Below are 22,971 nucleotides of genomic sequence, written 5' to 3'. Positions count from 1 at the left end.
TCTCTCTGCCCTGTGCTGCGCAGAGTCAAGTTCAGCGTTTCGCCCGCAGCTTGGTGAAGTAGTCCAGCCGCCGCTTCAGCTCCCGCTCGAACCCGCGCTCCACCGGATTGTAATACACCCCGCGCTTCATCGTTTCAGGGAAGTAGTTCTGCCCCGAAAACCCGTCCTCCGCGTCGTGGTCATAGGCGTAGCCATCGCCATAGCCCTGCTCTTTCATCAAGGATGTCGGCGCGTTTAGGATATGCTTCGGCGGCGGCTCCGAGCCGGTTTTCTTCGCCGCGGCCATCGCGTTCTTATACGCCGCATAGCCCGCGTTCGACTTGGGCGCTAAGGCCAGATAAGTCACCGCCTGCGCCAGCGCCAACTCCCCTTCCGGCGAACCGAGCCGCTCATACGTCTCCCACGAATCCAGACACACGCGATGCGCATGGGTGTCCGCCAGCCCTATATCCTCAACCGCCATGCGGGTAATCCGGCGGGCCAGATAGCGTGGGTCTTCGCCGCCCGTCAGCATCCGCGCGAACCAGTACAAGGCCGCATCCGGGTCCGAGCCACGCACCGACTTATGCAGGGCCGAGATCAGGTTGTAGTGGCTGTCCCCCGACTTGTCATATTGCGCCGCGCGCCGCATCAGCCGCTTGCCCAGACTTTCAGTGTCCAGCTTGCCGTCGATCTTCCACGCGCTTACCTGCTCGATCAGGTTCAAAAGCGCCCGCCCGTCGCCATCCGCCATTTCCAGCAAAGCCGCCCGCGCGTCGGGATCCAAAGGCAGGCCGCGGCCCAAGTCCTTCTCCGCGCGCTGCGCCAGCCGTTCCAAATCAACCAGCGACAACCGCGTCAGCACCAATACCTGCCCGCGAGACAGCACAGCGGCGTTCAACTCGAACGAGGGGTTCTCGGTCGTGGCCCCCACCAGAAGGATGGTGCCATCCTCCATGTAGGGCAAAAACCCGTCCTGCTGCGCCTTGTTGAAACGGTGTATCTCATCGACAAACAGCAACGTGCCCTTCCCGTTGTCGCGGCGCATTCGCGCGGCATCGAATATCTTCTTCAGGTCCGGCACACCGGTGAAAATCGCGCTGATCTGCACGAAATGCAGATCGGTTTCATCCGCCAGCAGCCGCGCGATGGTGGTCTTGCCCACCCCCGGCGGCCCCCAGAGAATCAGCGACGACAAAGCGCCCGAGGCCAGCATCACCCCAAGCGGGCTGTCCGGCCCCAGCACCTGTTCCTGTCCGATCACCTCGCCCAGCGTTTTGGGCCGCAAACGATCCGCCAAGGGCTGCATCTTCGACGGCTCTTTCGCGCCCGTATCGAACAGGTCCGGCATCAGATGCGAAACCTGTAGGAAAACCGCTGGCCGCCACGCAGACCGTCAATCCGCCAGTTGCGCGACCGCGCATCGGACGCCTCTTCTACATCAGCGGTCGTTTCGATTTCATCTCCGTTTATCGCGACCAAAACGTCACCTGCACGCAATCCAACGCGTGCCAACGGGCCGGATACTTCCGTCACGACCACGCCTTCAAAGATTGCGGTTGGAAGGTTTAGTTCGGATTGAACAGCCGGATTGATATTTGCCACAGCCAACCCCGCCAAGGTGCCGTCCTGAACCATCCGTGCGTCGCGCGGCGGCGTGTCGGGGGCCTCGATCAGAGCGACCTCGGCCTCTTTGACCTCGCCATCCGATAAATATTCTACCGCTATCGCCTCCCCGACGGGTCGCACCGACATGCGAAATAGCATCTCCGGCGGCGAGTTTACCGGCTGCCCGTCCACCGATAGCACGATGTCGCCCAAGGCTAATCCGGCTTCCGCAAACGGGCTGACCGGATGCATTGAGGAGATCACCACCCCCTCCGGCACGCTCAAGCCGAAACCTTCGGCCAACGAAGAATCCACCGCTTGCCCAAAAATCCCTGCCCAGGCTTGGGTAAAGCTGTCATTGCCCGCCCGCGCCTGCTCGACATAGCGCGCGACCAGATTGGCGGGGATGGCGAAGCCCACTCCGTTCGACCCGCCAGAGCGTGTCAGGATCGACGTATTAATCCCGATCAGCCGCCCGCTCACGTCAACCAGCGCACCGCCAGAGTTGCCCGGATTGATCGCCGCATCCGTTTGCAAATAATACCCCCGCGCGTTGCCCGTCGCCGTGCCGGACCGCGCCAGCCCCGAGACGATGCCGGACGTCACGGTCTGCCCGATCCCGAACGGGTTGCCGATGGCCAGCGCCAATTCGCCCACCTCGACCTCGTCGCTGTCGCGGAAGTCCAGATGCGGCAGCGGGGTGTCCGCGTTGATCTTCAAGATCGCCAGATCGCTGTCCTGATCCGCCAGCAAAATCTCTGCCTCGAACTCGCGCCGGTCGGTTAGCACCACGCGGATTTCGGTTGCCATGCCAACCACATGATAATTCGAGACCACGATCCCGTCGTCCGATACAATCACCCCCGAGCCCAGCGAGTTCTGCACCCGTGGCTGCGATTGCCCGAACCCTCGAAAAAGTTCTTCGAACAGAGGGTTGCCCCGGAACGGGCTTTCCGATTGCTGCACGATACGGTTGGCGAAGATGTTAACCACCGCAGGCGCTGCCTCTTTGACCAGTGGGGCAAAGCTCAGGCTAATTTCTGTCTGGCTTTGCGGCACCTTAACCTCGGCGGTCGCAGGCATCGCAAGAACAAGGCTCAGTAGAACGGGTAAAAACAGTCGCATGGGGTTTCCCTATCTGGTGCGTCTCTCTGATATGCCGCCGCAGCCGTGGGAATTCAATGCGCGGTCTGCGTTACAACTCACCCTCGTAGGCAAGGCGCCGTCTGCGGCGTTCCGTCAGTATCTCCAAACGCGGGTACCAATCATAGCGCTTATCTTCCAACGTCTTGCTCCAGAACAGCTTTCCACCAAAGCGCCACGGGTCTAGCACAATCGCCTCATACATGCTGTCGCCCTTGGCCGAGATCAACGCCGTGCTGTGAGAAATCAGGATCGGGTTTAAGCCATTGGCAATCGCGCGATGCACTTCGAGCGTGCGGAAACCCTCGCTGTTCAGCTTGGCCTGCAAGTCCTCGGCCCAGTGCCAGCAGAGCCCGCGTGGGCGGTCGCCTCTGTTCACCTTCCGGTTGTGGGCAAGTGGCGTGTCGGTGATGCCATATTGTTCTGCCAATTCAAGCGGATAGTCGTAGGCGATGCGGGCGGCGCGGGCGGCTTCTGAGGGGTCGATGTCGTCGCGCAAGGCAGTGATGCTTGCGGCCAGCTCATTGATTTGAGCGTCTGTTGCCTTTGGCGGACCACCCTCGGGTGCCGCGCATGCTGACAGGAATAATGCCACCAGAGGGGCGACTAGAAATGCACGTCTAAAAATGGGCTCGCCTCGTCGATTGTCGTTTCGTCAGAAGCTATGCGGCGCGCCACAGCTTGTCGACCCGATGACCAAAAAGTGAAAAACCCCGCCGGTTAAGGCAGGGTTTTTCGGGTGCCACATAAGTAGCGAATTATTCGGCGTCTTCGGCCTCAAGGCGGGCTTTGTCGGCTGCGCCCTTGGCGGAGACGTCGCGGTCGACGAACTCGATGATCGCCATCGGCGCCATGTCACCGTAGCGGAATCCGGCTTTCATAACACGCACATAGCCACCTTGGCGGTCTTTGTAGCGTGGGCCCAGAACTGCGAACAGCTTCTCGACGTCTTTGTCTTGAACCAGCTTGGAAGCGGCTTGACGGCGGGCGTGCAGATCGCCGCGTTTCGCCAACGTGATCATCTTTTCGATGATCGGGCGAAGCTCTTTGGCTTTCGGCAGGGTTGTTTTGATTTGCTCATGCTCGATGAGCGAGCCGCACATGTTGATGAACAGCGCTTTGCGGTGTTCATGTGTACGGTTCAGGCGGCGGTAGCCTCGTGAGTGGCGCATTTTATCGTTCCTTCAGTCTATACTTTGTACGGGTCGCCGATGCGTGTCGGTGCCTCTGTTGGGGCAGAATTGCCCAGTTTTTCCCGGTCATTTCGCCGGTATTTTCGTGGTCTGCTAAGCGTCGGCATTGCGTCGGACTTTTGTCGGGCACGCCGGGCAGAGCGGTAAGGCGGGATTTCTCCCGCCCTACAGTATTATTTAGAACGCGTCTTCGAATTTCTTGGCAAGATCTTCGATGTTCTCTGGTGGCCAGTCCACAATGTCCATCCCGAGATGCAAGCCCATGCCAGACAGCACTTCTTTGATCTCGTTGAGGGATTTGCGACCAAAGTTCGGGGTGCGGAGCATCTCGGCTTCGGTCTTCTGGATCAGGTCGCCAATGTAGACGATGTTGTCGTTCTTCAGGCAGTTTGCAGACCGCACGGACAGTTCCAGCTCGTCCACTTTCTTCAGCAGAAGCGGGTTGAACTCTAGCTCGTCTTCGTCGTCTTGCGCACGGGCCGATTCAGGCTCGTCGAAGTTGACGAAGATGCCCAGCTGGTCCTGAAGAATGCGCGCGGCGTAAGCCACTGCATCGTCAGGTGTCAGGGAGCCGTCGGTTTCAATCTTCATTGTCAGCTTGTCATAGTCGAGCACCTGACCTTCGCGGGTCGGCTGCACGTCGTAGGACACTTTTTTGACAGGCGAGAAGATTGCATCAATCGGGATCAAACCGATTGGCGCGTCTTCGGGCTTGTTCTTGTCTGCAGAGACATAACCTTTACCGGTGTTCACCGTCAGCTCCATGAACAGCTCGGCGCCGTCATCGAGGTGGCAGATCACGTGGTCGCGGTTCAGAATCTCGATCCCAGCGGAATCGGAGATGTCACCAGCGGTTACGATCGCAGGGCCCTTCGCGGAAACCGACAGGCGCTTTGGCCCTTCGACTTCCATACGGATTGCCACGCCTTTGAGGTTCAGGATCACGTCCGTCACGTCTTCGCGCACACCAGCAATCGAGGAGAACTCGTGCAGCACGTTGTCGATTTGAACCGAAGTGATCGCCGCACCTTGCAGCGAGCTCATCAGCACGCGGCGCAGGGCGTTGCCCATGGTCAAACCAAAGCCACGCTCCAGCGGCTCGGCAATCACAGTTGCTTTGCGTGCAGGATCGTTGCCGGGCTTTACGTCCAGTTGGGTTGGCTTAATCAGCTCTTGCCAATTTTTATGGATCATGTGTGTCGCCTCCATGCTCGACCGCGGATCATGTCCAAATCCGGGGCCACTCGAGGTTGAAATGACAAACACGGACCCCGCCCAAAATAAGGACGGGGACCGCGCGATAGAATACGTAGCTTAGACGCGGCGGCGCTTTGGTGGGCGGCAGCCGTTGTGGGCCATAGGTGTCACGTCGCGGATGGACGAGATCTGGAAGCCAGCGGCAGCCAGCGCACGCAGCGCGGACTCACGGCCAGAGCCTGGGCCCTGAACTTCGACTTCCAGCGTCTTCACGCCGTGTTCCTGAGCCTTGCGGCCTGCGTCTTCGGCAGCCATCTGTGCAGCATAAGGCGTCGATTTACGCGAGCCTTTGAAGCCACAAGTCCCGGCGGAGGACCAAGAGATAGCATTGCCCTGAACGTCAGAGATCAGGATTTTGGTGTTGTTGAACGAAGAGTTCACGTGTGCAACGCCAGCGGCGATGTTCTTACGGACCTTCTTCTTCGTGCGTACTTTTTCACGTGCCATGGATCAGATCTCCCCTTACTTCTTCTTGCCAGCAATGGCCTTAGCAGGGCCTTTGCGGGTACGTGCGTTCGTATGGGTCCGTTGACCGCGAACAGGGAGGTTACGACGGTGGCGCAGGCCACGGTAGCAACCCAGATCCATCAGACGTTTGATGTTCATGGTGGTCTCGCGACGCAGGTCGCCTTCGACGTCATAGTTTTCGTCGATATGCTCACGAATTTTCAAAATCTCGGCGTCCGAGAGATCGTTCATGCGGCGGGATGCGTCGATACCAACAGCTTCACAAATCGCTTTCGCGGAGGTGTGGCCGATGCCGGTAATGTAAGTCAGTGCGATGGGGACGCGCTTCGCGTCGGGCAGGTTAACGCCGGAAATACGTGCCAAGAGGCAATTCCTTTTTCAGTCGCGGTTCCGTAGCTCCGGAACCTTTTTTCACAACGTAAGCCCGAAGGTTTTTCATAACCTGCGGGCTTGGCTTAGATATGGTCAACACCGTGTCAGCTAGCTAGGCCGTGGTGCGATTCCCGTTAGGGATGGTGCGGCTTAGGAGGTTTTTAACATATGGTCAAGAGCCCCCCGCCCTGCCGTAGGGTCTAGCTGTCCAAAACCCCAGAAATGGCCTTCGCCACCACGTTGATTTCACCCAAGCCGTCAATGCTGCTCAGGTCGCCTTTGGCGTAGTAATAGCCAATCAGCGGAGACGTCTTTTTGTAGTATTCCATCAGCCGCGTGCGCAGGCTTTCTTCGTTGTCGTCGGCACGGCGCTTGAACTCTGTGCCACCGCAGTTGGAACATTTGCCATCGCTTGGGATCGGCTTGGTCTGGTCGTTATAAACCTCGCCACACGCCCCGCATGTGGACCGTGCGGTGATCCGCGCGACCAACGCGTCGTCATCCACCCGCATCTCGATCACAGCGTCCAGCGTGGTGCCGTGCTTTTCCAGCAAAGCGCCCAATGCATCCGCCTGAGGCAGCGTGCGTGGGAACCCGTCGAAGATGAACCCACCCGCGTGGTCGCCTTCCAGCTTTTCCTCGATCAGGCCGATGACGATGTCATCGGTGACCAGCTGGCCCGCATCCATGATCGCCGCAACCTTGTTGCCCATCGCGGTGCCAGAGCTTTTCGCCTCGCGCAGCATGTCGCCGGTAGAGAGCTGCACCATGCCGCGTTCCGCGACCAGTTTACGGGCTTGTGTGCCCTTCCCCGCGCCAGGCGGCCCAAGCAGAATGATGTTCATCGACGCGACGGGCCTTTCGACTTGGTCTTCCCGCCGCGCTTCTTGCCGCGCAGCTGGGACTTCTCGATCAGGCCTTCATACTGGTGCGCCAGCATGTGTGACTGAACCTGCTGGATGGTGTCCATGGTCACCGACACAACGATCAGCACCGAGGTACCCCCGAAGTAGAACGGGATCGCCAGCTGGCTGCGCAGGATTTCCGGCAGCAGGCAGACGGCGGCCAGATAAGCGGCACCGACGACCAGAATGCGGTTTACCACATATTCCAGATATTCGGCGGTGCGCTCGCCCGGACGGATGCCGGGGATAAAGCCGTTTTGGGACTTCAGGTTTTCGGCCACTTCCTCGGGCTTGAAGGCCACGTTGAAGGTGTAGAAATACGCGAAGAACACGATCATCGACGTAAAGAACAGCAGGTAGAGCGGCTGACCAGGGCCGAAATAGGCCAGGATCGTCGCCATCACTTCGCCGGTTTGCGCACCCGAGAAGGTCGACACGGTCGTCGGCAGCAGCAGCAGCGACGAGGCGAAGATCGCAGGGATAACGCCCGCTGGGTTTACCTTGACCGGCAGGTGCGAAGAGCCGCCGTCATAGACCTTCATGCCGACTTGGCGGCGCGGGTATTGGATATGGATTTTGCGCAAGGCGCGCTCCATGAACACCACGAACATGATCGTCGCGATCACCACCAGCAGCACGCCCACGATGACCGCAGGGCTGATCGAGCCGGAGCGGCCTTGCGCGAAGAACTGCGCCAAAGCGGCAGGGATTTCGGCAATGATGCCGACGAAGATGATCAACGAAATGCCGTTGCCGATGCCGCGTTGGGTGATCTGCTCGCCCAGCCACATCAGGAACATGGTGCCGCCGACCAGCGTGATGACGGCGCCGACGCGGAAATACAGGCCCGGCTCGGTTGCCAGACCGGAGCCTTCAAGACCTGCAGAAAGCCCGTAGGCCTGCAACGTGGCAAGGAACACGGTGCCGTAGCGGGTGTATTGGTTGATCTTCTTGCGGCCCTGCTCGCCCTCTTTCTTCAACTGCTCCAGCTGCGGGACCATGGCGGTCATCAGCTGCACAATGATCGAGGCCGAAATGTAGGGCATGATCCCGAGGGCAAACAGGCCCATGCGGCCAATCGCGCCGCCGGTGAACATGTTCAACACGCCACCGATGCCTTGCTGCGCTTGCTCGACGAACTGGCGCAAGGCGTCGCCGTCGATGCCGGGAACCGGAATGTAGGTGCCCAAACGGTAGACGATCAGCAGACCGATGGTGAAGAGGATGCGTTGGCGTAACTCGGTGGCCTTCCCGAAGGCGGACCAGCTCATGTTTTGTGCCATTTGCTCGGCGGCTGAAGCCATGTGCTTGGGTATCCCTGTCTAGATATGCACAGCGCCGCGAACGGGGCTCCCCGTCGCGGCGCTGGAAAACTTAAGAGGTATGTAAGAGGCGCGTTGGCCTCTCACAAGGCTTATTCAGCAGCCGCTGCGGTGTTGAGCTTGCCGCCGGCCTTTTCAACGGCGTCTACAGCCGTTTTGGAAGCGCCAGTAACAGTCAAAGTCACTTTGGATGTGATGTCACCTTTGGCCAGAATGCGAACGCCATCCAGCTTGCGACGGACCAGACCACACTCAAGCAGCGTGTCTTCGGTGATGTCGCCTTTGGCGTCGAGTTTCTTGGCGTCGATGAATTTCTGGATCATGCCGAGGTTCACAACTGCGAAAGATTTCTTGTTCCGCGAGTTGAAGCCGCGTTTTGGCAAACGCATGTAAAGTGGCATTTGGCCACCTTCGTAGCCGTTCAGGGCAACACCCGAGCGGGACTTTTGACCTTTGATACCACGGCCAGCCATTTTACCTTTGCCAGAGCCCGGGCCACGGCCCACGCGCTTTTTGGTTTTGGTGGCACCTGGATTGTCGTGCAATTCGTGCAGTTTCATATCGCTTCTCCTATTGCCGGAAGGGTCCTCGAAGCGAAATGGACCAAACGCGGCGTTTCTTGTTTGTGAGTCGGACCTTTAGCAGGCCACCGGCGGGCTATAGACCGCTCCGCCGCGTGTTGCAAGTGTTGGCTTAGCCCTTTGCAGCGGTCTGGCGTAGGTACTCTGTCCAGGAGGGGGCAGGATCTGTTTTCAGAAGGGTTTTAATACGCGGCCCGAAGGCTTTGAGCAGGATGAGAACGGTCATGCGTGAAATGTCCTAATCAGGAGTTTGAGTCAGCGCGCTCACTACGCTTCGACCGTTCATTTCACTACATATGATTTGGAATGTCAGGGATGTGTCTTTTGCATGGGTTAGCCATGGACGGCAAACAGACCCAAGGTTTCAAAGCCGTTTAACACCGAGTCGACTGCAACCGTGGCTAAGATCATTCCCATCACCCGGCTGATGACATCCGCTCCGGTCGTCCCGATAACCCGTTTTAAGCGCGCAGCCAGCAACAACAGCAACAAGGTGATTAACAGCACTACCCCAAGCACCCCCGCGGTCACCAACTGATCCGACACCGAGTTTCGGTTGTTATCCGTCAAGATGACGATTGCCAGCATCGCCCCCGGCGACGCGATAGACGGGATCGCCAGCGGGTAAACCGCGCCGGATAGGTCTGTGTGCTCTGCTTCTTCGATCTCACGCGCAGGCTTCGACGGACCGAAAATCATTGTCAGGGCAAACAGAAACAAGATGATTCCACCCGCGATCTGGAAAGATCCGAGCCGCAAACCAATCGCCTCGATCACCACCTGCCCCGCGATCAAGAAGAAATAGAGCACCAGTGCCGCGACCAAAACGCCACGCAAGGCGAACTTCCAATGGAAGCGCGCCGCGACCGACGATGTCGCAAAATAGAAGACCGGAAGCGACCCAATCGGGTCCACCACGACAAAAAGCGTGATGAACTCGCGGAGAAGCTGGGCTGAACTGATCTCAAACATGCGGGCGACATACCAGCGTTATCGGCGTCAGTGCAATGGGCGGTCCCGTGTCAATCGCTTCACCTCAAGCACATTCTTGTGCACAGGCGTCTAAGACGAAAAAAACGCCCCGCTTTTCAGCGAGGCGTTTCAAACTCTGCGTAGGGCGGGGTTCACCCCGCCGCCACTTAGCCTTTTTCTTCGATGATCTCGACCATGTGCGAGATTTTCTCGACCATGCCGCGGATGGAAGGTGTGTCTTCCAGCTCACGGGTTTTGTGCATCTTGTTCAGGCCCAAACCGACTAGCGTAGCACGCTGTTTGGCGGGGCGACGGATTGGCGAGCCAATCTGTTTTACAACGATAGTTTTAGCCATGTCTTAGGCCTCCGTTACAACTGGGGCTTGCTCGCCGTCGACCTTGGGGCCGTCTTCGGAGCGCAGGATGTCGGCAACTTTCTTACCACGACGTTGCGCAACCATACGAGGAGAGGCTTCTTTAACGAGGCCATCCAAAGTTGCACGGATCATGTTGTAAGGGTTTTGCGAGCCAATCGACTTTGCAACAACGTCTTGAACGCCGAGCATTTCGAACACAGCACGCATTGGACCACCAGCAATGATACCGGTACCTTGTGGTGCAGTGCGCATCACAACTTTACCAGCACCGTGACGGCCAGCTACATCGTGGTGCAGCGTACGGCCTTCGCGCAGTGGAACGCGGATCATTTGGCGCTTGGCTTGCTCGGTGGCTTTGCGGATGGCCTCTGGGACCTCTTTCGCTTTACCTTTGCCGAAGCCTACACGGCCTTTTTGGTCGCCAACAACGACAAGTGCGGCGAAGCCAAAGCGCTTACCACCCTTAACGGTCTTGGATACGCGGTTGATCGCAACGAGGCGATCTGCAAATTCGGGGGTCTCGTCCCGATCGCGGCGACCGCGATTTCCTGGTTCTCTTGCCATTGGGCAAATCCTTTAATTTCTGCGCCTTAGCGCCGTTTGTTCTCAATCGCAGTGGGCGTGAGCCCCCCGATCATCGAGGCCCGAAGGCCTGCAAAAATGGGCGCCCCTGTTGGAGCGCCCAAAGGCTTAGATTTTCAAACCGCCTTCACGGGCAGCTTCGGCCAAGGCCTTCACTTTACCGTGGAAGAGGAAACCACCGCGGTCAAAGTAGGCAGTCGTCACGCCAGCTTTTTTGGCGCGTTCCGCGATTGCGGCACCGACTTTGGTTGCAGCTTCGATGTTGTTCTTGCCAACGATGCCCAGATCCTTCTCGAGAGAAGACGCCGAAGCCAGCGTTACGCCATTCACATCATCAATCAGCTGAACGCTGATGTTTTTGTTGGAGCGGTGAACCGACAGACGCGCGCGTCCGGCGTTTACCTTGCGAAGTTTGTTCCGAACGCGCAGGCGGCGTTTGATGAACAGATCACGTTTGCTATTAGCCATTACTTCTTCTTCCCTTCTTTGCGGAAGACGAACTCGCCTTTGTAGCGGATGCCTTTGCCTTTATAAGGCTCTGGCTTGCGCCACGCGCGGATGTTGGCAGCCACTTGGCCGACAACCTGCTCGTCAATCCCCTCGATGGTGATCTCGGTGGGCTTGGGAGCCGCAACGGTTACACCCTCAGGCACTTCATAAACAACGTCATGCGACAGACCGAGGTTCAGCTTCAGGTTTTTGCCTTCCATCGCGGCGCGGTAACCCACACCTTGAATTTCAAGCTCTTTCTTGAAGCCATCGGTCACGCCGGTGATCAAGTTCGCGACCATCGTGCGGCTCATGCCCCACTGCTGGCGCGCGCGCTTGGACGACCCGCGTGGCGTGATCGTAACGATGTTGTCCTCAACCGAGAGGGTCACATCATCAGTTGCTTTGAAGGAACGGACGCCCTTGGGGCCCTTAACTTCGATGGTCTGGCCAGAGACGGACGCGGTCACGCCGGAGGGCAGATCGACTGGTTTTTTACCAATACGAGACATAACTGGCGCTCCTTAGAATACCGTGCAAAGCACTTCGCCGCCGATATTCTGGCTGCGAGCATTTGCGTCCGACATCACACCGCGAGGCGTGCTGACAATCGACACGCCCAGGCCCTGACGGACCACCGGGATGTCTTTGGAACCCACGTAAACGCGACGACCGGGCTTGGAAACCCGCTTCAATTCGCGAATGACAGGAGTGCCTTCGTAATATTTCAGCTCAATGTTCAAAGCCGGGTGACCGTCTTTGCCCGTCGTCGCTTCGTAGCCACGGATGTAGCCCTCGTCGGCCAACACGTCCAAAACCCAAGCACGGATTTTGGAAGCGGGGGTCTCGACGGTTGCTTTGCCGCGCAGCTGCGAGTTGCGAATGCGTGTGAGCATATCTGCGATAGGATCGTTCATAATCTAATGCCCTCCTTACCAGCTGGACTTAACCATGCCGGGGATCAGGCCAGCAGAGCCCAAGTCCCGCAACATGATCCGAGAAATCTTCAGCTTACGGTAGTAAGCGTGAGGACGGCCCGTCAGTTGGCAGCGGTTATGCAAACGAGTAGCCGAGCTGTTGCGCGGCAGTTCAGCCAGTTTCAGACGCGCTTTGAAACGCTCTTCCATTGGTTTCTCTTGGTCGTTTGCGATTGCAAGCAGAGCTGCACGTTTAGCGGCGTATTTCTTCACCAGCTTTTCGCGCTTCTTCTCGCGTTCGATCATTGCTTTTTTAGCCATGTTCTATTCCTTCCCGCGGATCAGCTGTTGAAAGGCATGTTGAAAGCTTTCAACAGGCTCTTTGCTTCAGCATCGGTGTCGGCGGTCGTGCAGATTACGATATCCATGCCCCAGGCTTCATCGATCTTGTCAAAGTCGATCTCTGGGAACACGATGTGCTCCTTCATGCCCATGGCGTAGTTGCCACGGCCATCAAACGACTTGCCGGATACGCCGCGGAAGTCGCGGATACGAGGCATTGCGATGGTGATCAGGCGATCAAGGAATTCGTACATTCGCTCGCCGCGCAGGGTTACCTTGGCACCGACAGGCATATCTTCACGCAGGCGGAAGCCGGCGATGGATTGCTTGGCACGGGTGACCATGGCTTTTTGACCTGCGATTGCGGTCAGATCGGCAGCAGCGCCCGCAGGCTTCTTGCTGTCTTTCACGGCCGCACGACCAGCCCCGATGTTCAGGACGATTTTGTCCAGACGCGGGATCTGCATGTCATTTTTGTAGCCGAATTCTTCTTTCATGGCGGCACGGATCGTGTCGACATAAACAGACTTCAGGCGCGGGGTGTATTTTGCGTCGTCAAGCATCAGATCACGTCCCCTGTTGTCTTGGCAAAGCGCACCTTCTTGTCGCCGTCCAATTTGAAACCTACGCGGGTAGGTTTGCCATTGGCGTCGATCAAAGACAGGTTGCTCAATTGGATTGGCATCGCCTGTGGCACGCGGCCACCTTGGTTGTTCTGGCTTTGCTTCACGTGACGGATGGCGACGTTGACGCCTTCCACGATGGCTTTACCGGATTTGGGGTCAACGGAGGCGATGGTGCCTTCTTTGCCTTTGTCTTTGCCAGCCAGCACGACGATCTTGTCGCCTTTTTTCAGTTTAGCAGCCATATCACAGCACCTCCGGGGCGAGCGAGATGATTTTCATGAAGTTCTTTGCGCGCAGCTCACGAACAACCGGGCCGAAGATACGGGTGCCGATAGGCTCGTTGTTGTTATTCAGAATAACAGCTGCGTTGCGGTCGAAGCGAATGGCGGTGCCATCGTCGCGACGAACTTCTTTGGCGGTGCGTACAACGACAGCCTTACGGACGTCGCCTTTTTTCACGCGGCCGCGCGGGATGGCTTCCTTGACCGACACGACAATAATGTCGCCGACGGATGCGTATTTACGCTTGGAACCACCCAGAACCTTGATGCACTGAACACGGCGAGCGCCGCTGTTGTCAGCTACATCCAGGTTGGTCTGCATCTGGATCATTTGATGTCTCCCGACCTTTGGGGACCTAACCTTAGGCCCCAGGGTTTCGAATTAATTAGAAAAGCTTCACGCGTCAGCGAGAATAACTTCCCAACGCTTGGTTTTGGATTTCGGAGCGCATTCTTGAATGCGGACCAGATCACCCACGTTAAACGTGTTCTTCTCGTCGTGAGCCCGGTACTTCTTGGACTTACGGATCGTCTTCTTCAGAACAGGGTGGCGGAAGCGGCGTTCAACGGAAACCGTTACAGTTTGCTCGTTTTGGTTGCTGGTGACGACACCGTTCAGGATACGCTTAGGCATTAGTTAGCCTCCCCAGCTGCAGCTTTCGCTTTTTCGTTCAGAATTGTTTTCACACGTGCCGCGCCACGTTTGACGTCGCGCATGCGTGCAGTGTTTTCAAGTTGGCCGGTGGCCTGTTGGAAGCGCAAGTTAAAGGCTTCCTTTTTCAGTGCGACAAGCTCTTCGTTGAGCTGGTCAGCAGTCTTCTCGCGAAGCTCGCTGGCGTTCATAGCCGTTTCCTTTTTTCATACATCGGAGGGCCCCCAAGAGGGTCACCCTGATTCCAATGGAGTTCATGATGAAACGTGGCTTTAGACCCCTGCCCGACTTATTGCAACCCCCGTAGCTGTCTAGCCGCATATATCTGTAAAATAGGGGCCAACTTGCGTGTTTGGCTGCGATATCAGGTGAGATGAACATGCGCGACCTCTTGGTGACCCGCCTCAATCAAGTCCGCCTTGCCGATCATGGCAATCCCATTGATCCGGAGGAGTTGAATGACAACTACCTTGGCATCACCGAGGATGACGAGGCCGGTCAGGACTGGTGCGAGGAGAACGGCAACACGGGCTACACCAGCTATGCGTTTCTGACGGATGGGACATCTCCACGACACCCCACTCTCGCCGAAAACTCCTTGATTTGCGGCCTCTGACTGCCCAGACTTGGCGCATTATCAAAATCATTATCACAGAGAGGGTTAATTATGCGCTCCTTTATATGCGTCGGTGCGGCACTTCTATTGGCCGGATGCACCCCGGGCGGCGGGCCGGTCAAAGTCACCGCCAATCTCGATTACGCCAATACCAGCCTCGGCTACCGCAACTCTGGCGTGCTGTCGTCGGGGCAGCTGATGTTCTGGGATCTCCAGACCAACCAGCTGGTCACGGTGCCTGCCGACATCAAGCTGCAGTCGAAACGTCCGACGCGAAGGCGCGACCTAGAGGCCAGTCAGGTCCGAGGTTTTGACTTCAAGGCCGATGCCTCGCTCACGAGCCAAGACGAGGCCACACTGAAAGCCGCCGTACAAAACAAGGTCAAGTTCACCGTCAAGGACGCCCAACGGGTCGACCGGCGGCAGATATTCACTGCCGTCAGCACCGCCTACACCGATGCAAAAAGCCGCGGCGAGAACCCGTTCTCCAGTTGGCGGGTCGATGACGCCACCGCAAATCCGGCGCGGTTCAAATTCGTGCTGCTTGACGACGAGGTCCGCGCCAGCTCCGAGAGCATCGAGTTGCTCGGCGAGCGCACGGCGTCGGGTAGTCTGATCGTGGGTGGTGGCGACAAGGGCGGCATCTCGGTGTCCTTCCCCAACTCCACCACGGCGAAATGCTCGGGCGATCAGGTGAGCTGCTATATCAACGCCTCGGTGTTCACGGTGTTTTTGAACCAAAGCGGCGGTTTGGATTACAAGCCCACGGGCTTTGACCGCGAAGCCTTGGCGGCGGCCTTGCGAGACCTCAGCTAGCGGGCTATCCAAGGCGGCATGGATATTCGCTCCCTCTTCGTGACCCGCCTCTACCAAGCCCGCCTTGCCGATCATGGCAACCCCATTGATCCGGAGGAGTTGGAGGATGAATGCCTTGGCATCGCCGAGGATGACGAGGCCGGTCAGGACTGGTGCGAGGAGAACGCGTTCGCGGGCTACACCAGCTATGCGTCGCTGACGGACTTGCCGTGGCGGTCGCCCATCTTCAAAGAAGTGGTGGATGCGCTAGATAAACACGTGGCGGAGTTCGCCAAGGATCTGCAACTTGATCTGGACGGGCGCGAATTGAAGCTGGAGGACATCTGGATCAACATCCTGCCCCAAGGCGGCATCCACACGTCCCACATCCACCCGCACTCGGTCATTTCCGGCACCACCTACGTGGCCATGCCCGAAGGTGCGTCGGCGTTGAAGCTGGAGGACCCGCGGTCTCAAATGATGATGGCTGCCCCGACCCGCCTGAAAGATGCGCGCGAGGAGATGCGGCAGTTCATCTATGTGAAGCCGGTGGTCGGGGATGTGTTGTTGTGGGAAAGCTTCCTGCGCCATGAGGTGCCGATGAATATGTCTGAGGAAGATCGGATTTCCGTCTCGTTTAACTACGCTTGGGCGTAGGGAAACGAGACGCGTGCGCGGCAGTTGCTTTTGCGTAGAAAAAGCAATGAGAGCGTCACTCGGTAGTGTTGGGGTGCCTGAAGCTTCTAAATCTGAGCTAGCTAAATTTAGTTTTGTAACGACCGAGTATAGAAACCATTGAGTATTCGATAGAACTAGTATGAAATAACCATTGCTAAGTAAAAATATTTTAAAGAGGGGGGCTCAATTTTGGGAGCTATCGTACGATTTGTTGTAATTGCAGTGGCGGGCGCTGCTGGTGTGGCCGCCATTGAGAAGAGTCCTTTGGCTGGATTTATTTTTTTTGTATTCTCCTTAGCCGCGGTGGTTTCTTTGTTGGACACCTTGGGTATTGTGAGCTTGGAAGATTGGACCGGAATTTTAGCGTATACTCTTGGATTTTTGGCAACTGTAGTCAGTCTCTTAATCGACGCTGTTGTCGGTTAACTTGATGAGAAAAACTCAACTATGCTTTGGGCTGGGAGTATTTCTAGTCGCTGCGTCGAGCCTGCAGATATTGCTCGTAAGCCCTCAAGTTCCAGCGATATATCGAGCCATAAATGAACTTAGCGAACAGCAGTTCATCCACGCTTTTTTTGTCATTACTAGGGTTGGGTTACTTGCCGGATTTTCATTGATCGGGCTTGTATCTCTGTTTTTACTATTTCGAAGGCGAACTAGATCATAACTACAATTACAGAGTCCAATACAAAACAAGCCCCCGCCGATTTCTCAGCGGGGGCTTCTCTATAACTACCGTGGCGGAACGCGCGTTTTCTAGAAACACGCTGCCTCCGCCACGTCGCGCTAAAGCGCGACGAGTTTACCAATCCTCGCGGACGACTACCCGTGTTTTAATTGGCAGCTTCATCGCAGCAAGGCGCAGGGCCTCACGGGCGATTGGCTCGGCCACACCGTCGATTTCGAACATCATACGGCCGGGTTTGACCTTACATGCCCAAAAGTCCACGGACCCTTTACCCTTACCCATACGAACTTCGATAGGCTTGGAGGTCACTGGCAGGTCCGGGAAAATACGGATCCAGACACGGCCTTGACGTTTCATGTGACGCGTCATTGCACGACGGGCAGCTTCGATCTGGCGCGCAGTGATACGCTCAGGTTCAGTTGCCTTAAGACCGTAGGTGCCAAAGTTCAGGTCTGTCCCGCCCTTTGCTTCACCGTGGATGCGGCCTTTGTGCATCTTGCGAAATTTAGTACGCTTTGGTTGTAGCATTGTTCACGCCCCCCTTAGCGACGACCGCCAGCACCGCGAGGTGTTGGGCCGTCTTGGAGTTCCTGTTGCTTACGGTCACGCGCTTGTGGATCGTGTTCCATGATCTCGCCTTTAAAGATCCAGGTTTTGATCCCGATGATGCCATAAGCAGTCATCGCTTCAACGTGTGCGTAATCGATGTCGGCACGCAGGGTGTGCAAAGGCACGCGGCCTTCACGGTACCATTCGGTCCGCGCGATCTCGGCGCCACCAAGGCGGCCAGCGAGGTTCACACGGATACCCAAGGCACCCATACGCATTGCGTTCTGTACCGAGCGCTTCATAGCGCGACGGAAGGACACACGACGTTCCAGCTGCTGGGCGATGGACTCGCCAACCAGTGCTGCGTCCAACTCGGGCTTGCGGACCTCAAGGATGTTGAGGTGCAGCTCGCTGTCGGTGAACGCGGACAGCTTCTTGCGCAGACCTTCAATATCGGCGCCTTTTTTGCCGATGATGACGCCCGGGCGTGCTGTGTGGATCGTAACGCGGCACTTCTTGTGCGGACGCTCGATGATCACACGGCTGATGCCGGCTTGTTTGCACTCGGTCTTGATGAATTCGCGCATCCGGAGGTCTTCCAGAAGCAGATCACCAAAGTCCTTGCTTTCAGCGTACCAGCGGCTGTCCCAGGTGCGGTTGACCTGAAGACGCATGCCGATAGGATTTACTTTGTTACCCATTATGCTTGCTCCTCAACTTGGCGCACCAGGATCGTCAGTTCGGAAAACGGCTTGACGATTTTGCCGAACCGGCCACGGGCCCGAGGGCGACCGCGCTTCATGGTCAAGTTTTTGCCAACATAGGCCTCGGCCACGATCAGATCATCCACGTCGAGGTTGTGGTTGTTCTCTGCGTTCGCGATGGCGGATTGCAGGCACTTTTTCACGTCGTCAGAGATACGCTTCTTGGAGAAGGTGAGGTCGGCCAGAGCCTTGTCCACTTTCTTGCCACGGATCAGCTGAGCCACGAGGTTCAGTTTTTGCGGGGAAGTCCGGAGCATGCGCAGCTTTGCCATTGCTTCGTTATCTGCCACGCGGCGGGGGTTCTTATCCTTGCCCATGGCTTACTTCCTTTTCGCTTTTTTATCAGCGGCGTGACCGTAATAGGTCCGGGTTGGCGAATACTCACCAAACTTCTGACCGATCATGTCTTCGGTGACGTTCACTGGGATGTGCTTCTTGCCGTTGTAGACACCAAAGGTGAGGCCAACGAACTGAGGCAGAATGGTGGAGCGGCGGGACCAGATCTTGATCACGTCGTTGCGGCTGCTTTCTTTCGCAGCTTCGGCTTTCTTCAACACATAAGCGTCGACGAAGGGGCCTTTCCATACAGAGCGAGACATATACTAGCGTCCCTTCTTCTTGGCGTGACGCGAGCGGATGATCAGCTTTTGCGACGCTTTGTTCTTGTTCCGAGTACGCGCACCCTTTGTCGGCTTGCCCCATGGGGAAACCGGGTGACGACCACCAGATGTCCGGCCTTCACCACCGCCGTGCGGGTGGTCAACCGGGTTCATCACAACACCACGCACAGACGGGCGGATGCCCTTGTGGCGGTTGCGACCGGCCTTACCGAAGTTCTGGTTCGAGTTGTCCGGGTTCGACACGGCACCAACGGTACACATGCATTCCTGACGGACGAGGCGAAGCTCGCCGGAGCTCAGACGGATCTGAGCGTATCCACCGTCACGACCCACGAACTGGGCGTAAGTCCCAGCCGCACGGGCGATCTGGCCGCCTTTGCCTGGCTTCAACTCGATGTTGTGGATGATTGTGCCGATTGGCAGACCGGAGAACGGCATTGCGTTCCCAGGCTTCACGTCGGCCTTGGCCGATGCGATAACGGTGTCACCAACGCCAAGGCGTTGCGGAGCGAGGATATAGGCCTGCTCACCGTCTTCATATTTAACCAGTGCGATAAACGCGGTCCGATTCGGGTCATATTCGATCCGCTCAACTGTAGCAGCGACGTCAAATTTCGTCCGCTTGAAGTCTACGATCCGGTAAAGACGCTTGGCGCCCCCACCCTTGCGACGCATCGTGATCCGTCCGGTATTGTTCCGTCCGCCATTCTTGGTCAGACCCTCGGTGAGGGACTTGACCGGGCGGCCTTTCCAGAGTTCCGAACGGTCGATCAGAACCAACCCACGTTGGCCTGGCGTCGTCGGCTTATACGACTTGAGTGCCATGCTTTCTGTCTTCCGTTGTTGCAGCAAACGGGTCGCCCCGCCGCTTGTGTTTATAGGGCCCCGAAGGTCCCCGATTAGATGTCCTGTTGGCATCAGCTACGCTGAGCCATGAACAACAGCAAAGCCCCAGACGAATCTGGGGCTTGGCCGATGTGGGTGTTTAGGAGTGAGGGGGGATGGGGTCAAGGGGGTAGTGACGGCTATGGCGGGACGAAGCCGTCATTGGGAAGTGAGAAACGCCTCTAAGTCAGAGTTAGAGTAGTACCAGTGTGAAACATCCGCGATGTCATCACCCAGATAGCCGAAAAACCGCTCGGGTGCGGAAAGGTCTAGGTAGTATAGGGCAATTTCATCTCCCTTCGAACCATCCTCAAATTCAAGGTAGATGCGGCGCTCGAAATTTGACACGTCGACCGTAACAGGCATGAAGCGCTCACCGATATAGACGCCGGCATCTTCCTGATCTGGAAAGTCTGACAAACGCATTCGCTTGTCATCGGTATCCCCTGCAAACTCAGACGCAACAATCGGATACAACCAAAGCGTTCCCACACCGTCGTCACCAATCTCGACACTCACAAATAGTGCGGTTGGTCGCCGCTCTTCGAGAATGATCTTTAGGGCATTAATCCATTGCTGCTCATATTGAGCGCGTGAGAAGCAACCAAACGATGAGCGAAAAGTTTCCAAGTGCTCCCCAAGCGTAATCGAACCATTGCAGCCATTGTTGCTGGAAAATTGAATGGAGAACTTCATACATCGGCCTTTCCAGATAAGGGGGTTTGCCACAGCAGATTTAGCCTCAATTGAATACAACACACAATGCGACTTCCGCTTCGGGCTCGAAGCAGACGTTCAGTCAAACAACCGAGCATCGCTGGACCGGGGGATGGCGATCCGACCTCCTTGGACACCACTTTATGGCAGCCGAGCACGTCCTCCCCTTCAAGGTAAAACCAAGCCCAACCAAATCGCCAGCCCGTGGGACGGGCCAGCGATGCTCGGCGCCTGCGGCTTGTTTCCGAGCTTTGCGTATCTCGGAAACGCTTGACCTTACCTTTGGTGATCTTGGCATTAGAGATCCGCGACAATTTCGCCCTTCATCTCACCAGTCATCCGGGTCTTGTCCTCCGTATGGACAGATCTGCGCACTTCGTCGATTTTCAACTCGGCGGCGTCCCTCGTGGCCTTGTCTGGCCATACAGTTATGGCAGCACTGGTTCGCTCGCTGGTGCGGATCACCGTTATACGGCTCGCCCCAAAACCTTTCAAAGCGGGTAGGCGTTTCTCTTCGATCGCACGCAAGGATATATGGTAATCCACACCATCTGCGATTTCCCAAGTTGTTATTGTTACGTAGCTCATATTCCCCTCCATCATTTGTTGTTCCATTCTACCACAAAAACGGCCCATATCTTAGCGCGCTGTCAGGACCTGTAGCGGGATCCAGTCACAGAGGGGCTCTAGCGGGCGTTTGGTGACGCAGAACAAGCGAACGGACGAAGGAATAGAAAAAGCCCCACTTTTCCAAGCGGGGCTTCTTCAATTCTATGCGTCGGGCAGGGATCACCCCGCCGACCATTTACAGACCGGTAGAGACGTCGATCGTGTTACCTTCTTCGAGGGTAACATACGCCTTCTTCACGTCTTTGCGGCGACCGGGCTGACCCCGGAAGCGCTTGACCTTACCTTTGGTGATGGTGGTGTTAACCGCCTTCACCTTGACGCCGAAGAGTGTTTCCACTGCTTCTTTGATCATCGGCTTGTTGGCCGCGATGTCGACTTCAAACACAACCGCGTTGTTCTCCGAGGCCAGTGTGGCTTTCTCGGTGATCAGCGGCTTGCGGATCACGTCGTAGTGCTCAGACTTCGTGCTCATGACAGGCGAGCCTCCAGTGCTTCGAGACCGGCTTTGGTGATAACCAAAGTGTCACGTTTCAGGATGTCGAAGACGTTGGCGCCCATTGTAGGCAGAACGTCCAGACCAGCGATGTTGCGGGCAGCTTGAACGAAGTCAGCGTTCACGTCGGCACCATCAATGATCAAAGCGCGTTTCCAACCCAGTTCCTTGATCTGTGCGGCCAAGGTCTTGGTTTTCACATCTTTGATGTTGATGCTGTCGATGATGACCAACTCGCCTGCAACCGCTTTGGCGGACAGGGCGTGCATCAGGCCAAGCTTACGAACCTTCTTGGGAAGCTCGTGGCCGTGGCTGCGAGGTGTTGGGCCTTTGTAGACACCACCACCGCGGAAGATCGGAGCCGAGCGTGCGCCGTGGCGAGCGCCACCGGTGCCTTTTTGGCGGTAGATCTTCTTGGTCGAGTAGTTAACTTCCGAACGGGTCTTCACCTTGTGGGTGCCGGCCTGTGCGTTGTTGCGCTGCCAGCGAACCACACGGTGCAGAATGTCCGCACGTGGCTCAAGGCCGAAGATGGCGTCAGACAGCTCTACCGAGCCAGCCTTCTTGCCGTCCAGATTGATGGCATCAGCTTTCATCGGACTTGTCTCCTTCAGGTGCATCGCCTTCGGCTTTATCAGCGTCAATGGATGCTTCTGCTTCTTTCATTGCGGCTTCTTCAGCGGCGGCAGCTTCTGCGGCTGCTGCTTCTGCTGCTGCGGTTGCTTCGGCTTCAGCGGCGGCGGCGGCTTCGTCTGCGGCTTTCATCGCTTCACGGGCAGCGGAGGCCAGCGCAGCAGGGAAGATCACGTTTTCAGACAATGGCTTCTTCACCGCGTCTTTAACGGTGACCCAGCCACCTTTGGAGCCGGGAACGGCGCCTTTGATCATGATCAGGCCGCGCTCGTTGTCGGTTTTGATCACTTGCAGGTTCTGCGTGGTCACGCGGGCAGCGCCCATGTGGCCGGCCATTTTCTTGCCTTTGAAAACCTTGCCAGGATCCTGACACTGACCCGTCGAGCCGTGCGAGCGGTGAGAGATGGACACACCGTGAGTAGCGCGCAGGCCCCCGAAGTTGTGACGCTTCATCGCACCTTGGAAACCCTTACCGATAGACGTACCGGCAACATCCACGAATTGACCCTCAAAGTAGTGGGCCGCGATGATTTCTTCACCAACGGGGATCAGGTTTTCCTCAGCAACGCGGAACTCAGCGATCTTGCGCTTAGGCTCCACCTTTGCAGCGGCGAAGTGGCCGCGCATGGCTTTAGAAGTCCGTTTGGCTTTGGCAGTGCCAGCACCGAGCTGAACAGCTGTGTAGCCGTCCTTCTCCATGGTGCGGTTGGCAACCACTTCCAGCTTGTCGAGTTGAAGAACGGTCACAGGGATCTGCTTGCCGTCTTCCATGAAGAGGCGGGTCATGCCGACCTTCTTCGCAATTACACCAGAGCGCAACATATCAAGAAGCCCTCC

Annotated in this window: 36 protein-coding genes; 4 read left to right on the top strand and 32 right to left on the bottom strand. The window is 57.0% G+C overall.

Going from position 1 to position 22,971, the window contains the following annotated elements:
* Positions 1-31 precede the first annotated feature (31 nt).
* The 22 genes from BUB72_RS07250 to rpmC all read right to left on the bottom strand — a co-directional run bounded on the left by BUB72_RS07250 (position 32) and on the right by rpmC (position 14,257).
* Complete coding sequence (locus BUB72_RS07250; protein ID WP_073142278.1) at positions 32-1,330, bottom strand: replication-associated recombination protein A; 1,299 nt, start codon at positions 1,328-1,330, stop codon at positions 32-34.
* A complete protein-coding gene (locus BUB72_RS07245) occupies positions 1,330-2,712 on the bottom strand; it encodes a trypsin-like peptidase domain-containing protein (protein WP_073142276.1) in 1,383 nt (460 codons plus the stop codon). Before BUB72_RS07245 ends, BUB72_RS07250 begins: the two co-directional genes overlap by 1 nt.
* Before the next feature lie 70 nt (positions 2,713-2,782).
* Positions 2,783-3,325 carry a hypothetical protein gene (locus BUB72_RS07240; protein WP_245814766.1) on the bottom strand — a complete coding sequence of 181 codons (543 nt, stop codon included), beginning with the start codon at positions 3,323-3,325 and terminating at the stop codon, positions 2,783-2,785.
* 163 nt (positions 3,326-3,488) lie between these two features.
* On the bottom strand, positions 3,489-3,902 hold the full coding sequence (gene rplQ / locus BUB72_RS07235) for a 50S ribosomal protein L17 (RefSeq protein WP_073142273.1): 414 nt from the start codon (positions 3,900-3,902) through the stop codon (positions 3,489-3,491).
* 198 nt (positions 3,903-4,100) lie between these two features.
* Positions 4,101-5,117: a DNA-directed RNA polymerase subunit alpha gene (locus BUB72_RS07230; RefSeq protein WP_073142271.1), complete on the bottom strand. Its 1,017-nt coding sequence runs from the start codon at positions 5,115-5,117 to the stop codon at positions 4,101-4,103.
* A 120-nt stretch (positions 5,118-5,237) separates the two neighbouring features.
* Complete coding sequence (gene rpsK / locus BUB72_RS07225; RefSeq protein WP_073142268.1) at positions 5,238-5,627, bottom strand: 30S ribosomal protein S11; 390 nt, start codon at positions 5,625-5,627, stop codon at positions 5,238-5,240.
* A gap of 15 nt (positions 5,628-5,642) precedes the next feature.
* On the bottom strand, positions 5,643-6,011 hold the full coding sequence (gene rpsM / locus BUB72_RS07220) for a 30S ribosomal protein S13 (RefSeq protein ID WP_021101942.1): 369 nt from the start codon (positions 6,009-6,011) through the stop codon (positions 5,643-5,645).
* 209 nt (positions 6,012-6,220) lie between these two features.
* Positions 6,221-6,865 (bottom strand): adenylate kinase, encoded by a 645-nt coding sequence (locus tag BUB72_RS07215; protein WP_073142266.1) that lies wholly within the window; start codon positions 6,863-6,865, stop codon positions 6,221-6,223.
* Positions 6,862-8,229 (bottom strand): preprotein translocase subunit SecY, encoded by a 1,368-nt coding sequence (gene secY / locus BUB72_RS07210; protein WP_073142264.1) that lies wholly within the window; start codon positions 8,227-8,229, stop codon positions 6,862-6,864. Before secY ends, BUB72_RS07215 begins: the two co-directional genes overlap by 4 nt.
* A 110-nt stretch (positions 8,230-8,339) precedes the next feature.
* A complete protein-coding gene (gene rplO / locus BUB72_RS07205) occupies positions 8,340-8,807 on the bottom strand; it encodes a 50S ribosomal protein L15 (protein ID WP_073142262.1) in 468 nt (155 codons plus the stop codon).
* Between the two features lie 354 nt (positions 8,808-9,161).
* Positions 9,162-9,800 (bottom strand): MarC family protein, encoded by a 639-nt coding sequence (locus BUB72_RS07200; protein ID WP_073142260.1) that lies wholly within the window; start codon positions 9,798-9,800, stop codon positions 9,162-9,164.
* A gap of 167 nt (positions 9,801-9,967) precedes the next feature.
* Complete coding sequence (gene rpmD / locus BUB72_RS07195) at positions 9,968-10,156, bottom strand: 50S ribosomal protein L30 (RefSeq protein ID WP_073142257.1); 189 nt, start codon at positions 10,154-10,156, stop codon at positions 9,968-9,970.
* 3 nt (positions 10,157-10,159) lie between these two features.
* Positions 10,160-10,741 (bottom strand): 30S ribosomal protein S5, encoded by a 582-nt coding sequence (gene rpsE, locus BUB72_RS07190; RefSeq protein WP_073142255.1) that lies wholly within the window; start codon positions 10,739-10,741, stop codon positions 10,160-10,162.
* Between the two features lie 126 nt (positions 10,742-10,867).
* Entirely contained in the window at positions 10,868-11,227 is a 360-nt protein-coding gene (gene rplR, locus BUB72_RS07185) for a 50S ribosomal protein L18 (RefSeq protein ID WP_073142252.1), read from the bottom strand.
* A complete protein-coding gene (rplF, locus tag BUB72_RS07180; RefSeq protein WP_073142250.1) occupies positions 11,227-11,760 on the bottom strand; it encodes a 50S ribosomal protein L6 in 534 nt (177 codons plus the stop codon). Before rplF ends, rplR begins: the two co-directional genes overlap by 1 nt.
* A gap of 12 nt (positions 11,761-11,772) precedes the next feature.
* Complete coding sequence (gene rpsH, locus BUB72_RS07175; protein WP_073142248.1) at positions 11,773-12,165, bottom strand: 30S ribosomal protein S8; 393 nt, start codon at positions 12,163-12,165, stop codon at positions 11,773-11,775.
* Between the two features lie 15 nt (positions 12,166-12,180).
* Complete coding sequence (rpsN, locus tag BUB72_RS07170) at positions 12,181-12,486, bottom strand: 30S ribosomal protein S14 (protein ID WP_073142245.1); 306 nt, start codon at positions 12,484-12,486, stop codon at positions 12,181-12,183.
* A 20-nt stretch (positions 12,487-12,506) separates the two neighbouring features.
* The gene (gene rplE / locus BUB72_RS07165; protein ID WP_073142242.1) at positions 12,507-13,070 is read right to left on the bottom strand and encodes a 50S ribosomal protein L5; all 564 of its coding nucleotides are present in this window, start codon (positions 13,068-13,070) and stop codon (positions 12,507-12,509) included.
* Complete coding sequence (gene rplX / locus BUB72_RS07160) at positions 13,070-13,375, bottom strand: 50S ribosomal protein L24 (protein WP_073142240.1); 306 nt, start codon at positions 13,373-13,375, stop codon at positions 13,070-13,072. The genes rplE and rplX overlap by 1 nt, the downstream gene beginning before the upstream one ends.
* Before the next feature lies 1 nt (position 13,376).
* Positions 13,377-13,745 (bottom strand): 50S ribosomal protein L14, encoded by a 369-nt coding sequence (gene rplN / locus BUB72_RS07155; protein WP_013963207.1) that lies wholly within the window; start codon positions 13,743-13,745, stop codon positions 13,377-13,379.
* Between the two features lie 66 nt (positions 13,746-13,811).
* The gene (rpsQ, locus tag BUB72_RS07150; RefSeq protein WP_073142238.1) at positions 13,812-14,048 is read right to left on the bottom strand and encodes a 30S ribosomal protein S17; all 237 of its coding nucleotides are present in this window, start codon (positions 14,046-14,048) and stop codon (positions 13,812-13,814) included.
* On the bottom strand, positions 14,048-14,257 hold the full coding sequence (gene rpmC / locus BUB72_RS07145) for a 50S ribosomal protein L29 (RefSeq protein ID WP_073142235.1): 210 nt from the start codon (positions 14,255-14,257) through the stop codon (positions 14,048-14,050). The genes rpsQ and rpmC overlap by 1 nt, the downstream gene beginning before the upstream one ends.
* Positions 14,258-14,445: 188 nt before the next feature.
* On the opposite strand from rpmC, the gene BUB72_RS07140 reads away from it, so the two are divergent.
* The 4 genes from BUB72_RS07140 to BUB72_RS07125 all read left to right on the top strand — a co-directional run bounded on the left by BUB72_RS07140 (position 14,446) and on the right by BUB72_RS07125 (position 16,581).
* Positions 14,446-14,682 (top strand): 2OG-Fe(II) oxygenase family protein, encoded by a 237-nt coding sequence (locus BUB72_RS07140; protein WP_139250629.1) that lies wholly within the window; start codon positions 14,446-14,448, stop codon positions 14,680-14,682.
* Between the two features lie 51 nt (positions 14,683-14,733).
* Positions 14,734-15,498: a hypothetical protein gene (locus BUB72_RS07135; RefSeq protein ID WP_073142231.1), complete on the top strand. Its 765-nt coding sequence runs from the start codon at positions 14,734-14,736 to the stop codon at positions 15,496-15,498.
* Between the two features lie 18 nt (positions 15,499-15,516).
* Positions 15,517-16,134 (top strand): 2OG-Fe(II) oxygenase family protein, encoded by a 618-nt coding sequence (locus tag BUB72_RS07130; protein ID WP_073142229.1) that lies wholly within the window; start codon positions 15,517-15,519, stop codon positions 16,132-16,134.
* 210 nt (positions 16,135-16,344) lie between these two features.
* Positions 16,345-16,581: a hypothetical protein gene (locus BUB72_RS07125; protein ID WP_073142227.1), complete on the top strand. Its 237-nt coding sequence runs from the start codon at positions 16,345-16,347 to the stop codon at positions 16,579-16,581.
* Between the two features lie 376 nt (positions 16,582-16,957).
* Here BUB72_RS07125 and rplP read toward each other — a convergent pair whose 3' ends face one another.
* From rplP to rplC, 10 genes are all read right to left on the bottom strand, one after another.
* Positions 16,958-17,371, bottom strand: coding sequence for a 50S ribosomal protein L16 (gene rplP, locus BUB72_RS07120; protein ID WP_073142224.1), 414 nt, complete (start codon positions 17,369-17,371; stop codon positions 16,958-16,960).
* Between the two features lie 14 nt (positions 17,372-17,385).
* Positions 17,386-18,093, bottom strand: a complete 708-nt coding sequence (gene rpsC, locus BUB72_RS07115; protein WP_073142222.1) for a 30S ribosomal protein S3 — start codon at positions 18,091-18,093, stop codon at positions 17,386-17,388.
* On the bottom strand, positions 18,093-18,473 hold the full coding sequence (gene rplV / locus BUB72_RS07110) for a 50S ribosomal protein L22 (RefSeq protein ID WP_073142219.1): 381 nt from the start codon (positions 18,471-18,473) through the stop codon (positions 18,093-18,095). Before rplV ends, rpsC begins: the two co-directional genes overlap by 1 nt.
* Before the next feature lie 3 nt (positions 18,474-18,476).
* Positions 18,477-18,755, bottom strand: coding sequence for a 30S ribosomal protein S19 (rpsS, locus tag BUB72_RS07105; RefSeq protein ID WP_073142217.1), 279 nt, complete (start codon positions 18,753-18,755; stop codon positions 18,477-18,479).
* Positions 18,756-18,758: 3 nt separating this feature from the next.
* Complete coding sequence (gene rplB / locus BUB72_RS07100; protein ID WP_073142214.1) at positions 18,759-19,601, bottom strand: 50S ribosomal protein L2; 843 nt, start codon at positions 19,599-19,601, stop codon at positions 18,759-18,761.
* A gap of 219 nt (positions 19,602-19,820) precedes the next feature.
* Positions 19,821-20,357, bottom strand: coding sequence for a hypothetical protein (locus tag BUB72_RS07095; protein ID WP_073142212.1), 537 nt, complete (start codon positions 20,355-20,357; stop codon positions 19,821-19,823).
* Between the two features lie 318 nt (positions 20,358-20,675).
* On the bottom strand, positions 20,676-20,966 hold the full coding sequence (locus tag BUB72_RS07090; RefSeq protein WP_139250628.1) for a hypothetical protein: 291 nt from the start codon (positions 20,964-20,966) through the stop codon (positions 20,676-20,678).
* 217 nt (positions 20,967-21,183) lie between these two features.
* On the bottom strand, positions 21,184-21,480 hold the full coding sequence (locus tag BUB72_RS07085) for a 50S ribosomal protein L23 (RefSeq protein ID WP_073142208.1): 297 nt from the start codon (positions 21,478-21,480) through the stop codon (positions 21,184-21,186).
* On the bottom strand, positions 21,477-22,097 hold the full coding sequence (rplD, locus tag BUB72_RS07080; RefSeq protein WP_073142206.1) for a 50S ribosomal protein L4: 621 nt from the start codon (positions 22,095-22,097) through the stop codon (positions 21,477-21,479). Before rplD ends, BUB72_RS07085 begins: the two co-directional genes overlap by 4 nt.
* Positions 22,087-22,956 carry a 50S ribosomal protein L3 gene (gene rplC / locus BUB72_RS07075; RefSeq protein ID WP_073142204.1) on the bottom strand — a complete coding sequence of 290 codons (870 nt, stop codon included), beginning with the start codon at positions 22,954-22,956 and terminating at the stop codon, positions 22,087-22,089. The genes rplD and rplC overlap by 11 nt, the downstream gene beginning before the upstream one ends.
* Positions 22,957-22,971 lie beyond the last annotated feature (15 nt).

The organism is Litoreibacter ascidiaceicola (genome assembly GCF_900129235.1).
Taxonomy (GTDB): Bacteria; Pseudomonadota; Alphaproteobacteria; order Rhodobacterales; family Rhodobacteraceae; genus Litoreibacter; species Litoreibacter ascidiaceicola.
The sequence above is the reverse complement of the archived record's forward strand: the minus strand, read 5'-3'. Positions and strand labels throughout refer to the sequence as shown.